The organism is Nocardia noduli, assembly GCF_019038455.1.
GTDB lineage: Bacteria > Actinomycetota > Actinomycetes > Mycobacteriales > Mycobacteriaceae > Nocardia > Nocardia noduli.
Map to the genome: position 1 here is coordinate 31,014 of NZ_JAFMPL010000008.1, position 17,554 is coordinate 48,567.

Annotated in this window: 1 protein-coding gene (running past one end of the window); it reads left to right on the plus strand. The window is 70.3% G+C overall.

Annotation, left to right across the window (positions count from 1 at the left end):
* Window positions 1–17,554, plus strand: the 5' portion of a protein-coding gene (locus JZ792_RS07615) for a non-ribosomal peptide synthase/polyketide synthase (protein ID WP_216908252.1). Its footprint extends 452 nt past the window's final position; 17,554 of the gene's 18,006 nt are visible here — the first part of the coding sequence; the start codon lies at window positions 1–3; its stop codon lies beyond the right edge, outside the window.

The window sequence follows — 17,554 nt, forward strand, 5'->3', positions numbered from 1 at the left end:
ATGCTGCCCGAAAACATTCGGCCGGAAGTTGTTTCGCCAAACGAGGAGGCTCTGGTGCACGGTACGGAGTTGGGTGGGTTCAACGCGCGGCCGAAGGCGGACGCCGATACCTCGACAACCGAGCCGATTCCGTTTCCGCTCGCGCCCGCGCAACTGGGACTCTGGTACGCGCAACTTCTCGATCCCGACGTGCCGATCAATATCGCGCAGTACGTCGACATCAGTGGCGATCTGGATACCGCGGTGCTCGAGGAGGTTTCGCGCGAAGCGGCACTGGACTACGAGTCGACGCTGGTCCGCCTCGGCGCGGGCGAGGGCACTCCGCACCAGATCGTCGATCCCGCCTTGACGATCGACATCCCCCTCATCGACTTCAGGGACCACATCGACCCGGTGGCGGCCGCCGACGAATGGATGCGCGCCGACGCGGGCGCACCGGTCGACCTGCTTCGCGACCGTCTCTTCGCGGGCGCGGTGCTGCGGGTCGCCGACCAGCGGTATTTCTGGTACCTGCGCGCCCATCACATCGTGCTCGACGGTTTCGGCGCGCTGACCAACACCATGCGCGTGGCCGAGCGTTACACCGCGAGAACGCAAGGCACCGAACTCGAATCCGTGCGACCCGGCACCGTGCGGGCGCTGGTCGAGGGCGAACTCTCCTACCGCGACAGCGCCAGATTCGACTCCGATCGCGCGCACTGGGCCCAGCGGGTGGCCGGGCTCGACGCGCCGACCAGCCTGGACGGTCGAACCGCGCCGCGGGCGGCCAACAACCTGATCGTCGGGCGCGCGCTGCCGCAGCGACTCGTCGACCGGCTCGACGGCCTTGCCGCGAGCCAGGATTCGACCATCGCCGTGGTACTGCTCGCCGCCTTCGCCGGTTATCTCGGCCGGATCACCGATCGCGACGACGTGGTGCTCAGCCTGCCGGTGACCGCGCGCACCACCGCGGTCATGCGACGTTCGGCGGGCATGCTGTCCAATATCGTGCCCCTGCGCGTCGCCGTCGGCGATGGTGTGAGCTGGGGTGAACTGTTGCGCGCCACCAGGGTCGAAGTGGCGGGGGCGCTGCGTCATCAGCGCTACCGGCACGAGGACATCCGCCGCGACGCCGAACACGACGGCAGACCCGCGCGCCGGGCGCTGTTCGGTCCGATCGCCAACATCATGCTGTTCCGTAGCGATCTCGCGCTCGGCGACACCGTCGGCCGCTACCACGTGCTGTCCACCGGTCCGGTGGAAGATCTGAGTCTCAACGTCTACTACGGCGAACGCGACAGTGTGCACGTGGATTTCGAGGCGAATCCGCATCTCTACGCCGACGACGACCTCGCCCGACATCACGCACGCTTCCTGAGCTACCTGCGGCGGCTCGCCGACGCCGATCTCGACGACGCGGTCGTCGACATCGCGGTCGCGACGGAACTGGAAGTCGAGGTGAGCACCAGGATCTGGAACGCCACCGCCTTCGACGTGGCCGCCGCGGTCGACGAAGGCACCGGCGTACCCGTGACGCTGGTGTCGATGTTCGACGCGCAGGCCGCCCGCACCCCGGACGCGCTCGCGCTGCGCGCCGCCTCCGAGCCGAACCTGACCTATCGCGAACTCGCGGAACGCGTCCACAAGCTGGCGCGCCATCTGATCGCCTCCGGTGTCGGTCCGGAGACGGTGGTGGCGCTGCACCTGCGGCGTTCGACCGATCTGGTCGTCGCGATGTACGCGGTACTGGCGGCGGGTGGCGCGTACCTGCCGCTCGATCCGGACCATCCCGTCGAACGCACCGCGCACATTCTCGCCACCGCCCGCCCGGTCTGTGTGCTCGCCACCGAAACCTCGCACATATCAGAACTTTCCGGAACTCCGCTGGTCTACGTCGAACAGCTCGACCTGGCCGAATTCTCCGACGCACCGATCCGCGACGGCGAGCGTCTCGCGGCGCTGCGACCGGCCCATCCCGCCTATATCCTGTTCACCTCCGGCTCGACCGGACTGCCCAAGGGCGTCACGATCACCCACGAGGCCGTCGTGAACCGGCTGGTGTGGATGCAGCGGACCTACCGGCTGTCCGCCGACGACGTGGTGCTCCAGAAGACCCCGGCCACCTTCGACGTGTCGGTCTGGGAATTCTTCTGGCCCTTGCAGATCGGCGCGGTCCTCGCGCTCGCCGCACCCGACGGGCACCGCGACCCGGCCTACCTGCGTGCGGTCATCGCCGAATACGGCGTGACCATCGCGCATTTCGTACCCTCGATGCTGGAGGCGTTCCTCGCGCACCGGGATATCGAATGCGCCACCTCGCTGCGTGCGGTATTCGCCTCCGGCGAGGCGCTGCCCGCGCCGCTGGCGCAACGTCTGCGCGTGCTGACGGGTGCGACGCTGCACAACCTCTATGGACCCACCGAGGCCGCGGTCGACGTCACCTTCCACGAAGTGACCGACGCCGACACCGTCTCGGTGCCGATCGGCGCACCGGTATTCAATACCGGGCTCTACGTGCTCGATTCGCGGCTGCGGCCCGCGCCGATCGGAGCTCCGGGTGAGCTGTATCTGTCGGGGGTACAGCTCGCTCGGGGTTATCTCGCGCGACCCGAACTCACCGCCGGACGCTTCCTCCCCGACCCCTTCGCCGGACCGGACGGCCCGTCCCCGATCGGCGCGCGGATGTACCGCACCGGTGATCTGGTGCGCTGGAATGCCAACGGTGAACTGGAATACCTGGGCCGCACCGACTTCCAGGTGAAGCTGCGCGGCCTGCGGATCGAACTCGGCGAGATCGAAGCGGTGCTCGGCGCCGTGGATTCGGTGGTGCGCGCGGTGGTCGTCGTCCGCGACGACGCGGGCGCGGGTGAACAACTGGTCGCCTACGCGGTGGAATCCGAACCGGGCACGGTGTCGGCCGCCCACCTGCGCGCCGCCGCGACACGCGCGCTGCCCGGTTACATGGTGCCCTCGGCCTACGTCGTACTCGACGCGCTGCCGGTCAACGCCTCCGGCAAACTCGACCGCGCCGCGCTGCCCGCGCCGGAACGGGCCGCGATCGAGTACCGCGCACCGGTCACGGCGGTGCAGCGGGCCGTCGCGTCGGCCTTCGCCGATGTGCTCGGCCGCGAAGGGGTCGGCCTCGACGACGATTTCTTCGCACTCGGTGGCAACAGCCTGGTGGCGACCAGGGTGGCCGCGCGATTGAGCGCCGAACTGGGCTGCCTGCTCGGGGTGCGCGAATTGTTCACCGCGACCACGGTGTCCGAACTCGCCGAACTGATCGAGGCCGCGGGCGGCAGCGGTGGTATCGCCACCACCGCGCGGCTGCGGGCGCGCCCGAGGCCGCCGCTGGTGCCGCTCTCACCCGCGCAGCAGCGCATCTGGTTCCTGAACCGCTTCGAACGGGCCGGGGCCGGGTACAACATGCCCTTCGTCGTGCGAATGCGCGGGGAGGTCGACCTGTCCGCGCTGCGTTCGGCCATCGGTGACGTGGTCGAACGCCACGAGATTCTGCGCACGCTGTTCCCCGCGCTGCCGATCGGCCATCCCGACGGTGTCGCCGCGCAGCAGATCGTGCCCGAGGTGGTGGTGACCGACGAGCCGGAGACCATCGCCGCCGCGGCACTGGATCGGGAACTGTCCGCCTTCGCCGCGACCGGTTTCGACCTGGAACGCGAGATCCCCTTCCGGGTGCGAATTCTCACCGTGGACGACGGCGGTGTCGCGCTCGCGCTGGTCCTGCACCACATCGCCGCGGACGGCCTCTCGCTGCGTGTGCTCGCCCGTGACGTGATGCGCGCCTACGGCTCTCGCTGCCGCGGCGTCGAACCGCAGTGGTCGCCGCTGTCGGTGCAGTACGCGGACTACAGCCTGTGGCATCGCGAGGTACTCGGCGCACCCGACGACGCGGACGCGCCGCTGTCCCGGCAGCTGGCGTACTGGACCGAAACCCTCGCGGGCGCACCGGAACAACTCGACCTGCCCGTCGACCGCGCGCGTGCCGCCACCGCGTCGGGGCGCGGTGCGGTGCACCGGTTCGAGATGCCGGGCGAGTTGGTCGCCGGAATCACCGATGTCGCGCGGGCGCACGGTGTCTCGGCCTTCATGGTGTTGCACGGCGCGTTGGCCGCGCTGCTGTCCCGGATCACCGGGGGCACCGACATCGTGATAGGCACTCCGGTCGCCGGCCGCGGTGAGCGGGCCCTGGACGAACTCATCGGCATGTTCGTCAACACGCTCGTGCTGCGGACCGCCGTCGACCCGGCCGAACCGTTCTCCGCGCTGCTCGCGCGGGTACGCGACACCGATCTGGCGGCCTACGGCCACGCCGATCTGCCGTTCGAGCAGTTGGTCGAAGCGATCAACCCCATGCGCTCGCAGGCCAGACACCCGCTGTTCCAGGTGATGCTCGCCTTCGACAACGCCGCCGCGATCGAATTCGCGCTGCCGGGTCTGACGGTGTCCACCGAGGTCATCGACACCGGCGTGACCAAATTCGATCTCCAGCTCACCGTCACCGGCGGATTCACCGGCGCGGACCCCGTGCCCGCGGAATTCGCCTACGCCACCGACCTTTTCGACGCACAGACGATCGTGGAGCTGTCAGGGTGGTTGCTGCGACTGCTCGGAGGGCTCGTCGCAGACGTGGATGCGGTAGTCGGTGACCTGCCGCTGCTGGACGAGGTCGAACGCGCCCGCCTGATCGCTCTCGGTAAGTCCGTACCGGACGCCGTCATCGGTGATGTGTCGCTGCTCGATGAGGTCGAGCGTGGTGTGCGTGGCGGTTCGGCGGCCTCCCCTGGCAACAGCATCGGCGACGTGGATGCCGTGGTCGGAAACCTGCCCCTGCTCGACCGCATGTCCGAGCGCGGGGAAATCACCGTCCTGGACGCCTTCACGGGCCAGGTGAACCGCACTCCCGACGCCGTCGCCCTCGTCGACGGTGATCGCGTCTACACCTACGCCGAGTTCGCCGCCGAGGTGAACCGCTTGGCGCGCATGCTGATCGGTGCCGGTGTTGGTCCGGAGACCAGGGTCGTGCTCGGGATGCGGCGCTCGGCGGAATTCGTCACCGCCGTCTACGCGGTGCTCACGGCGGGCGGCGCGTATGTGCCGGTCGACCCCGACCAGCCGGGCGCACGCTTGGCGCGGGTCCTGGCGCAGGCGGGACCGGTCTGTGTGCTGACGCGCGCGGCCGACGGCTGGGATATCGATGACCCCGAGGTTCCGGTGCTGGTGGTCGACGGGATCGACCGGAACGGCGATGACGGGCCGGTGCGCGACAGCGAGCGGCTCGGTCCGCTGCGGTCGGCCAATACGGCCTACCTCCTGTTCACCTCCGGGTCGACCGGACTTCCCAAGGGTGTCGCGGTCCAGCACGGGTCGGTGGCGAACCAGGTGCGCTGGATCGCCGACGAATACGCGATCGGTCCCGCCGACAGCGTGCTGTTCAAGACCCCGGCGACCTTCGACGTCTCGGTGTGGGAACTGTTCGCCCCGCTCACCAAGGGTGCGCGACTGGTCGTCGCCGAACACGACGGGCACCGCGACACCGCCTACCTCGCTTCGACCATCGCGGCGCATCGGGTCACGATGACCTCCTTCGTGCCGTCCATGCTGACGGTGTTCGCCGCCGTCGCCGCGCCCGCCGCGCTCACCTCGCTGCGGACGGTCTTCGTCGCGGGCGAGGCGATGACCGGCGAAGCCGCGGCGGCCTTCGCGGCGGTATGCCGCGCCGAACTGCACAATCTGTACGGCCCGACGGAATTCACCGTGCACGCCACCCACGCCCCCGTCGACGTGCGGGCCACCGGCCCGGTGCCGATCGGTCGGCCCGTCGCCGAGAGCCGAGTCCTGGTGCTGGACGCGCGGTTGCGCCCGGTGCCCGATTCGGTGGTGGGCGAGTTGTATCTGTCCGGCGTGCAGGTGGCGCGCGGATACCACGGCAGGTCCGGCCAGTCCGCGCAACGTTTCGTCGCCGACCCGTACGGTCCGGCGGGCGCGCGGATGTACCGGACCGGTGATCTGGTGCGCCGCAACCGTCGCGGTGCGCTGGAATATCTCGGACGCGGCGACTCCCAGGTGAAACTGCGCGGCCAGCGCATCGAACTCGGCGAGATCGAGGCCGCGCTGCTCACCGACGCCGCTGTCACGGCGGCCGCGGTGCGGGTCCACACCGGCCCCGCGGGTGAACTGCTGGTCGCGTACGTGGTGACCGATCTCGACGCCGCCCGGGTCGGCGCGGTGCTGGGGGAGCGGCTGCGCGAGGTGCTGCCCTCGTACATGGTGCCCGGCGCGTTCGTCCCGCTCGCGGCGATGCCGTTGACGAGTTCGGGCAAACTCGATCGCGCGGCGTTGCCGGAACCGGTACTGGCCGCCGTGACCTACCGTGCCCCCGAGACCGACTACGAACGGCTGGTCGCGTCCGAATTCGCCGGGGTGCTCGGCCTGGACCGGGTCGGGCTCGATGACGATTTCTTCGCACTCGGCGGGAATTCGCTGGTGGCGACCCAGATCGCGGCCCGGTTGGCGGCGGCGATCGGCGCGGACGTCCCGGTCCGCATGCTGTTCGAACGACCCACGGTCGGCGCGCTGGCCGGGCAACTGCCCGAACCCGGCGCCACGCCGGTCCGTCCCGCGCTGGTCGCCGGGCCCAGACCGGAGACCGTGCCGCTGTCGTATGCCCAGCAGCGGATGTGGTTCCTGAACCAGCTCGACGGTGATTCCGTCGCGAACAATCTCGTCGCGGCGATGCGGCTGCGCGGTGCGCTCGATCACCCGGCACTGACCTCGGCTGTGGCGGATCTGGTCGCCAGGCACGAGACGCTGCGCACGAGATACCCCGCCGTCGACGGGATCGCGCGCCAGGAAGTGCTCGCCGCCGACGCGGTGACCTTCGACCTCACCCCCGAACCCGTCGCGGCGGCGCGACTGAGCGAACGCGTCGCGGCGGCGGCCGCCGTGCCGTTCGCGGTGGACATCGAGCCACCGATCCGGTTGGCGCTGCTGCGGATCGATCCCGCCGAACACGTGCTCGTCGTCTCCATGCATCACATCGCCGCCGACGGCTGGTCCATCACACCGCTGACCCGAGACCTGATGCGCGCCTACGCCGCTCGGCACGGAGGAGCAACGCCCGACTGGTCGCCGCTGCCCGCGCAGTACGCGGATTTCACCCTGTGGCAGCGGGATACGCTCGGCTCCGAGGACGATCCGGACTCGCCGATCGCCTCCCAGCTCGGTTTCTGGTCGGCCGAACTCGCCGAGCTGCCCGAGGTGCTCACGCTGCCGACCGATCGCCCGCGCCCGCCCGTCGCCTCCGGCCGGGGCGCGCGGCACGGTTTCACCGTCGACGCGCGGACCCATCGTCGGCTGGAAGCCGTCGCGGCCGAGGCCAACGCGTCGCTGTTCATGGTGTGCCACACCGCTTTCGCGGTACTGCTGGCGATGCTGTCCGGACAGCGCGACATCCCGATCGGCACACCGGTGGCCGGTCGCGGTGACCGGGCCATCGACGAGTTGGTCGGCATGTTCGTCAACACCCTGGTCCTGCGTACCGGGGTGCGCCCCGACAGTGCCTTCGCCGACCTGCTCGCGGCGGTGCGCGACGCCGACCTGCGCGCCTTCGAACACGCCGACGTCCCGTTCGAGCGTCTGGTCGAGGCGCTCGATCCGCGGCGGTCCACGGCGCGTCACCCGCTGTTCCAGGTGATGCTCGATTTCCAGAACACCGCGCGGACCAGCCTGGATCTGGCCGGGCTCGCCGTCTCGGAACTGGAGATCGACAGCGGCACAGCCAAATTCGACCTGCAACTGACACTGCGCGAAGACCTCGGCGCCGGTGGCATCGACGCCGTCTTCGAGTATTCGACCGACCTGTTCGACCCGGAGACCATCGCCTCCTTCGCCACCCGGCTGCTGCGGGTGTTCGACGCGGTCGCCGCCGACCCGGGAACGCCGATCGAACGGATCGACACTCTCTCGGACACCGAGCGCACCCGACTGCTCGACACCTGGAACGCCACCTCCCGCCCGATCGACCCCGCCGCCACCCTGGTCTCGCTGTTCGAGGCGCAGCGCCTGCGTACCCCGGACGCGGTCGCGCTCACCTGCGACGAGATATCGCTCACCTACGCCGAATTCGCGAGCCGGGTCAATCGCCTTGCCCGGCTGTTGATCTCGATCGGCGCGGGCCCCGATCGCACCGTGGCCGTGGCCATGCACCGCTCGGCCGATCTCGTCGTCGCCCTGTACGCCGTGCTGGCGGCGGGCGCGGCCTACGTCCCGCTCGACCCCGAATATCCGGCCGAACGCATCGAGGACGTGCTGTCGGGCGCGCGGCCGGTCTGCGTGCTGAGCCGTACCGAGGACGACGTCGACTGGCCGGTCGGCGGCGGGCACTGGGCCGTACTGGACGTGAACGGGTTCGACACCGCCGACTACCCGGACACCCCGCTGTCCGACAGCGACCTGGCGGGCCCGATTCGCCCCGATCACGCCGCCTACGTGCTGTTCACCTCCGGATCGACCGGCCGCCCCAAGGGCGTCGTCGTCTCGCACGCGGCGATCGTCAACCGGCTGGTGTGGATGCAGGACGCCTACCCGCTCACCCCGGACGACGCCGTACTCCAGAAGACCCCCGCCACTTTCGACGTGTCGGTCTGGGAGTTCTTCTGGCCCCTGCAACGCGGCGCGCGCCTGGTGGTTGCCGCGCCCGACGGCCACCGTGATCCCGGCTACCTGGCCGAGGTCATCCGGCGCGAACGGGTCACCGTGGCGCATTTCGTGCCGTCGATGCTGTCGGTGTTCGTCGCCGAACCCGCCGTCGCGGACTGCGCCGACCTGCGTCTGGTGTTCTCCTCGGGGGAGGCGCTCGCGCCCGAACCCGCCCACCGCTTGCGGCGCGCGACCGGCGCGCGGGTCCTGAACCTCTACGGGCCGACCGAAGCGGCGGTCGACGTCACCCACCACGAGGTGACCGAGGCCGATATCGACACCGTGCCGATCGGCGTGCCGGTCGCCAATACGCGGGTGTACGTCCTCGACGGCCGGTTGCGTCCGGTCCCGGCCGGTGTGGCGGGCGAGCTGTATCTCGCGGGCGCCCAGCTGGCGCGCGGATACGTCGGACGGGCGGATCTGTCGGCCGACCGTTTCGTGGCGAACCCGTTCGGCGCACCGGGTGCGCGCATGTACCGAACCGGTGATCTGGCCGCGTGGCGGCGCGACGGCGAACTGGAATACCTGGGCCGCACCGATTTCCAGGTGAAATTGCGCGGTCTGCGGATCGAACTCGGCGAGATCGAGGCGGCGCTCACCGCCGTCGACGGCGTCGCGCAGGCCGCCGTCGTCGTGCACGAGGGCACCCGGCTTGTCGGCTACCTCGTCGCGCGCGAGCCCGGCCTGGATCCGGTCGCGGTGCGTGCCGCGCTGACGCGTCGACTACCGGACTACATGATCCCCGCCGCCCTGGTGGTGCTGGCGGAATTCCCGGTCAACGCCTCCGGCAAGCTGGACCGCAGGGCCCTGCCCGCACCGGATCTCGAACCGGTGGTCTTCCGCGCCCCGGTGACCGCGACACAGCGCACCGTCGCGCGGGTCTTCGCCGAAATCCTCGATTCGGAATCGGACGCGGGCCGGATCGGCCTCGACGACGATTTCTTCGCGCTCGGCGGTAATTCGCTGTCCGCGGCCAGGGTCGCCGCGCGGCTCGGCGCGGCCGTGGACGCGCGGGTGCCGGTGCGCGCGCTGTTCGACGCGTCGACGGTGGCGGCGCTGGCCGACTACGCCGACCTGCTGCGCGGTGACGGCGCGCGGGTCGCCCTCACCGCCCGACCGCGCCCCGAACGGATTCCGCTCGCGCCCGCACAACAGCGGCTCTGGTTCCTCAACCGTTTCCTCGCCGACACGGCCGACGGCCCCGGCGACGCGGTCGACAACATCCCCGTCGCCCTGCGGCTGACCGGGCAGCTCGACACCGAGGCGCTCGGGGCGGCGCTGGCCGATGTGATCGGCCGCCACGAACCGCTGCGCACCCGCTATCCGGCGGGCGCGGACGGCGCGGAGCAGGTGATCGTCCCCGCCGGACAGGCAGCTGTGCCGCTGTGCCACGAGGCGATCACCGAGGCCGAACTGGCCGGACGGCTCGACGCTTGCGCCGCAGGGACTTTCGACCTCACCGCGGACGTGCCGCTGCGCGCGAACCTGTTCGAGCTGTCCCCGGCCGACCATGTTCTCGTGCTGGTGCTGCACCACATCAGCGCGGACGGCTTCTCGCTGGCGTCGCTGGCGACGGATCTGCTGTCGGCCTACGCGGCCAGGAGCGCGGGCGTCGCGCCCGAATGGGCCCCGCTGCCGGTGCAATACGCCGACTACACCCTGTGGCAACTCGACATGCTCGGCGACGCCGACGATCCCGGCTCCACCGCGCACCGCCAGCGGGAGTTCTGGCGGCGCGCGCTCGCCGGCATTCCCGAACCGTTCGACCTGCCCACCGATCGTCCGCGTCCGATCGCCACCAGTTTCCGCGGTTCCGCCCACCGGTTCCGCATCGATTCCGACCTGCACAGCGAATTGCGCGAACTGGCGCGCAAACGCGAGACGACCCTGTTCAGTACGGTGCACGCCGCGCTCGCGGTGCTGCTCGCCAGGCTGTCGGGCGGGAGCGATATCGCGATCGGAACCCCGGTCGCCGGTCGCGGCGAGGCCGAACTCGACCGGTTGGTCGGCATGTTCGTCAACACCCTGGTGTTGCGTACCGACATCGACCCGAGGGCCCGCTTCGAAACCATTCTCGACACGGTGCGCGGTGCGGATCTCGACGCGCTCTCGCACGCGGATCTGCCGTTCGAGCAGATCGTCGAGCTGATCGCGCCCGCGCGGGCGCAGAACCGGCACCCGCTGTTCCAGGTGGCGCTGAGCTGGCAGAATTTCGCGCTGCCCGCTCTCGAGACGGCCGGACTCGTCGTCGCCCCGGTCGAATTCGACACCGTCGCCGCGAAATTCGACCTCCAGCTCACCGTGGTCGAATCCGACGACGCGGGCAGCCGCGCCGACGGCATGGATATCGAGATCGTCTACGCGACCGACCTGTTCGACGCGGGCACCATCGCGGTGCTCGCGCGCCGCTTCACCCAGGTGCTCGCCGCCATCGCCGCCGACGCCACGGTCGTCGTCGGCGATATCCAATTGCTCAGCGCCGAAGAACAGCACCGCGCCCTCTACGACTGGTCCCGCGCCGGTGTGGCGGCGCTGGCTCCGGCCGGAACCGTCGCCGATCGTTTCGCCTCGGCCGCCGCCATCGATCCGTCGGCGCTCGCGGTGCGCTCCGGCTCGGACACGCTGACCTACGCCGAACTCGACGCCTGGTCCAACCGTCTCGCCCGTCGACTGGTCGCGGCGGGCGTCGGCCCGGAAACGCTGGTCGCGGTGGCGCTCCCGCGTACGGCCGAACTGATCGTGGCATTGCTCGCGGTGCTCAAGGCGGGCGGCGGGTACCTGCCCGTCGACCCGAACTATCCGGCGGACCGGATCGAGTACATGCTCGACGACGCGCTGCCGATCTGCGCCATCGGCAGCGCCGCGACCGGCCTGCCGCGCGACTGGTTCGGCGGCCCGATACTCGATGTGGCCGCGCCGAACCTCGTCGACATCGACGCGTCCCCCCTGACCGACGCCGATCGCCGCGCGCCGCTGCTGCCCGCGCACACCGCCTACGTCATCTACACCTCGGGTTCCACCGGCAAACCCAAGGGCGTGGTCGTCCCGCACCTCAATCTGCTCCGCCTGCTCGACAACACGGCCGACCGGTTCGACTTCGGCCCCTCCGACGTGTGGACGATGTTCCACTCCTATGCCTTCGACTTCTCGGTCTGGGAGGTGTGGGGCGCGCTGCTCAACGGCGGCCTGCTCGTCGTGGTCGACTACTTCACCTCGCGCTCGCCCGAGCAGTTCCGCGAACTGCTGATCCGCGAGCGGGTGACGGTGCTGAACCAGACGCCCTCGGCGTTCTACCAGCTGATCGCCGCCGACGCCGCGCGCGAACCCGCCGAATTCGCCTTGCGTTCGGTCGTTTTCGGCGGCGAGGCACTGGAACCGGCGCGCCTGGACGGCTGGTTCGCCCGATACCCGGACGCGCCGCGCCTGGTGAACATGTACGGCATCACCGAGACCACGGTGCACGTCTCCTACCGGCCGATCGAACCCGGTCACGGCGCGGCGAGCGTCATCGGCGGCCCGATTCCCGGGCTGGTCGTGCGGGTACTCGACGCCAGGCTGCGCCCGTCGCCGGTCGGCGTCCCCGGCGAGATCTATGTCTCCGGTGGCCAGCTCGCGCGCGGCTACCTGGGACGTCCCGGTCTGACCGCGGGCCGGTTCGTCGCCGACCCCTACGCGAGCGACGGTTCACCGGCCTACCGTTCGGGCGATCTCGCCCGCTGGACCGCCGACGGCGAACTGGAATACCTCGGCCGCGCCGACCAACAGGTCAACCTGCGCGGATTCCGTATCGAACCCGGTGAGATCGAGGCCGCGCTGCTCGACGCGGGCGCACCCGATATCGGTGAGGCCGTGGTGGTCGTGCGCACCGACCTCGCCGACGAACCCCGGCTGATCGGCTACGTGGTGCGGACACCGTCGCGTCCCGTGGATGTCGCGGCCCTGCGCCAGCGGGTCGCCGGGCGACTGCCCGAACACATGGTGCCCGCGGCGATCGTGGTCGTCGACCGGATTCCGTTGACCGTCAACGGGAAACTCGATCGCGCCGCATTGCCCGCACCGCTGTTCGACAGCACCGCCTACCGTGCGCCGTCGACCCTCGCCGAGGAGATCGTCGCCGGTGTCTTCGCCGAGGTACTCGGTATTCCGGTGGGGGACCGACAGATCGGCGCCGACGACGACTTCTTCGAACTCGGCGGCAGCTCGCTGCTCGCGGCCAAGGCCGTCGCCCGCGTCGGCGCGGCTCTCGATCGCTCGGTCGGGGTCCGGATGCTGTTCGAGACACCGCGGGTCGCCGACCTCGCGGCCGCGGTGAGCGCGGCCGAAACTTCCGGACGCACCAGGCCAGCGCCGTCGGCGGGCGCGCGCCCGAACCTCATCCCGCTCTCGCCCGCCCAGCAGCGCATGTGGTTCCTCAACCGGTTCGACGGCGCGTCGACCGCATACAACATCCCGTTCGCGCTGCGGCTTTCGGGCACGGTACGGGTGGCCGCGTTGCAGGCCGCGCTCGGTGACGTGATCGCCGGGCACGAATCACTGCGCACCAGGTACCCGGAGGTCGACGGGATCGCGACACAGCTGATCGTGCCCGTCGGGCAGGCGGTTCCCGCGCTGTACCCGATCGAGGTGACCGAGGCGGAACTGCCGGACCGGATCGCCGAACTCGCCGCCACCACCTTCGACGTCACGGCCGAAGTGCCGATCCGCCTGCGGCTGTGGCGGATCGGCGGCCAGGAGAGCACGGAATACGTGCTGGCGGCCGTCCTGCACCACATCGCCGCCGACGGCTCCTCGCTCACCCCCTTCGTCCGGGATCTCGTCACGGCCTACGGCGATCGGCTCGACGACCGCGCCCCGTCCTGGTCGCCGCGGCCGATGCAGTACGCGGATTACGCACTGTGGCAACGGGAACTGCTCGGTGCGGAGACCGATCCGGCCTCACTGGCGTCCGAGCAGATCGGGTACTGGTCCGAGACGCTGGCCGGACTGCCCGATCAACTGACCCTGCCTACAGATCACCCGCGTCCGCCGCACCAGAGTCTGCGCGGCGCGAAGGTCGAGTGGACGGTCGACGCCGAGTTGCACGCCGCGCTGGTCTCGGTCGGGCGAGCCCGAGGCGCGACACTGTTCATGGTCGTCCAGGCGGCGTTCGCGGCTCTGCTCGCGCGCCTGTCCGGTTCCGCCGATATCGCACTCGGCACCCCGATCGCGGGCCGTGGCGAGGCCGAATTCGACGACGTCATCGGCATGTTCGTCAATACCCTGGTCCTTCGCACCCGGGTCGACGGCGCGGAATCCTTCGATGATCTGCTCGGGCGGGTGCGCGCCGCCGACGTCGCGGCCTTCTCCCACGCCGACGTCCCGTTCGAGCGTCTGGTCGAAGTGCTGAATCCGGAACGCTCGACCGCGCGGCATCCGCTGTTCCAGGTCGGCTACTCGTTCCAGAACCACGAGCGCCCGGTGCTGCGGCTACCGGGACTCGAGCTCATTCCGATCGAATTCGACAGCGGGATAGCCCAATTCGACCTGCACCTGTTCGCGGTCGATCACTACGACGCCGAAGGCGCGCCCGCCGGAATCGAACTCACCCTCGGTTACGCCACCGACCTGTTCGAACCCGCCACCGCGCACCGCATCGCCGATCAGCTGCGCCGGGTCCTCGTCACGGCTGCCGCGCGGCCGACCACGGCGGCGGGCGATATCGACCTGCTGGGGGAGACCGGCCGGGAACGACTGCTGCGCGGCTGGAACCGGACCGCGCATCCGGTGCGGGCCACCACGCTCGCCGACCTGTCCGCCGCCGGGGCGGCCAGGGCGCCGGGCGCGGTCGCGCTGGTCGACGCGGCCACCGAACGGACGCTCGGCTACCCGGAATTCGACGCCGCGGTCAACCGGCTGGCCCGCAGACTCATCGCCGACGGGGTCGGTCCCGAGGCCACGGTGGTGCTGGCCGTGCGCCGTTCGATCGAACTGGTCGTCGCCATGTACGCGGTGGTGCGGGCGGGTGGCGCCTACGTACCCATCGATCCGGACCACCCCGCCGACCGCATCGCCCACATCGTCGAGACGGCCGACCCGGTCTGCGTCCTCACGACCAGCGCGGACGCCGGTGCGGTGCGCACCGCGGCACCGGTACTCGAGATCGACCGTCTCGATCTCGCGAACCACACCGCCGACCCGATCGACGACGCCGACCGGATCCGCCCGTTGCGGCCCGAACATCCGGCCTATGTCATCTTCACCTCCGGTTCGACCGGCCTGCCCAAGGGCGTGACCGTCTCGCACGCGGCGATCGTCAACCAACTCGCGTGGTTGCGCGACACTTTCCTCCTCGGGCCGCACGACACCGTCCTGTTGAAAACCCCCGCGACCTTCGATCTGTCGGTGTGGGAGTTCTGGTCGCCGCTGACCACCGGCGGACGGCTGATCGTGACCGAGCCCGGCACCGAACGCGAGCCCGACCGGCTGCGCGCGCTCATGGACCGGTACGGGGTGAGTGTGCTGCACGCGGTGCCCTCGCTGATCGGGCTGCTGCCCGCCGTCGATCCGACGCGACCGCTGCCCGCCACGCTGCGGCACGTGCTCGCGATCGGTGAGGCGCTGCCACCCGCGACGGCGATCGAATTCCGGCGCGCGGCGGGCGAAGGCACCCGCCTGTGGAATCTCTACGGCCCCACCGAGGCCGCCGTCTCCATCACCGCGTTCGAGGTGGATCACGATCCCGGGTACTCGGTACCCATCGGTACACCCGCCTGGAACAGCCGGGTGTACGTCCTCGATGCCGCGCTGCGGCCGGTGCCCGTCGGGGTCTCGGGCGAGTTGTACCTGGCAGGCAGCCAGCTGGCGCGCGGCTATCGGAACCGGCCCGCGCTGACCGCCGAGCGCTTCGTCGCGAATCCCTTCGTCGCGAACTCCCACGACTCCGAATCCCGGATGTACCGGACCGGGGATATCGTCCGGTGGCGTCCGGACGGCACGCTCGAATACCTCGAGCGCGCCGATTTCCAGGTCCAGATCGGCGGCTTCCGCATCGAACTCGGCGAGGTCGAGACAGCTCTGCGGCGCCAGCCGTCGGTGCGCGCCGCCGTCGCGGTGGCGCACCGGGACGAGCGGGCGGGCACACGTCTTGTCGCCTACGCGGCGGTCGGTGCGCACGCCGTCGGCGGTCCGGACCTGCGCGGGGCCATCGCGGCCGAACTGCCCGCCTATATGGTTCCCGCCACCGTCGTCACGCTGGCCGAACTCCCGCTCAACGCCAACGGCAAGGTCGACCGGGCCCGGCTGCCCGAACCGGTTTTCCTCGAAGCGGCCTTCCGCGCCCCCGTCACGGCATCCGAGCGCGCGGTCGCGGCAGTCTTCGCCGAGGTCATCGGCATCGATGCACTGCGACGAGATCACAAGGACCGAGACGCGGTCGGCATCGACGACGATTTCTTCGCACTCGGCGGCAATTCACTGCTCGCGACCACGGTGGTGGCCCGTCTGGGCGCCGCGCTCGGCGTGCGGGTGCCGGTGGCCGCGGTCTTCGACGCGCCGACGGTGGGTGCGCTGGCCGAGGCGGTCGCGCGCCTGGACCCGGAGGAGGCCGGACCCCCGCTGGTCCGGCGCGCGAGCACCGGCCCGGTGCCGCCCGCGCCCGCCCAGCAGCGGATGTGGGTACTCAACCGGCTCGCACCGGATTCGGCCGCCTACAACATCCCGGTGGCCATCCGTCTCACCGGCGAACTGGACACGGCCGTGCTCACCGCGGCGATCACCGACGTGGTCGACCGGCACGAAATCCTGCGCACCCGGTACCCGGACACCGACAACGGCCCGGTGCAGGAGGTGCTGCCCGCCTCTGCGGTGCGGGTCGATCCGACCCCGGTGCCCGTGCCGCCCGGTGACCTCACCGCGCGCATCCGGGAATTCGTCGCCATCGGATTCGATGTCACGGCCGCGCCGCCGGTGCGGGCGATCCTGTTCGAGACCGCCGCCGACGAGTTCGTTCTCGTGGTCGTGCTGCACCACATCGCCGCCGACGGCTACTCCGTCGCCCCGATGACGCGCGATCTGGTGCGCGCCTATCTCGACCGCGCCCGGGGTGAATCCCCCGCATTCGCCCCACTCGATGTGCAGTACTCCGATTACAGTGAGTGGCAACGCAGGCTGCTGGGCGGACCGTCCGATCCCCGCAGTCTGTTGGTGCGTCAACTGGGCTATTGGACAAAAGAATTGGCGAGTCTGCCAGAAGTACTGCCGCTGCCGACCGATCGGTCGCGGCGCGCGCGGCGTGCCGCGCGCGGCGGATTCGTCGATTTCCGGGCGGACGCCGACCTGACGGCACGCTTGGCGGCCGTCGCCGCGGAATACGGCACCACGCTGTTCACCGTGATCCACGGCGCGCTCGCGGTGCTGCTTGCCAAACTCAGCGGCACCACCGATATCGCGATCGGCGCTCCCGTCGCCGGACGCGGCGCGCGTGAACTCGACGATCTGATCGGCATGTTCGTCAATACCGTCGTCCTGCGCACCGAGGTCGATCCGAAGGCGAGTTTCGCGGATCTGCTCCGGCAGGCCAGGGACCGGGATCTGGCCGCGCTCTCGCACGCGGATGTGCCCTTCGACCAGGTCGTCGAGGCCATGGGCCGGACCAGGTCCAGTTCCTACACGCCGCTGTTCCAGGTGATGTTCACCTTCCAGAACATGCGCACCGGACCCGTCGCACTGCCGGGACTCGAGGTCGAGGTGCTCGATCCCGACCTGGGCGAGGCGAAATTCGACCTCCAGCTCACCGGAATCGAACGGTTCGCCCCGGACGGCTCGCGCACCGATATCGACCTCAGGTTCGGTTACGCCACCGACCTGTTCGACGCCGCGA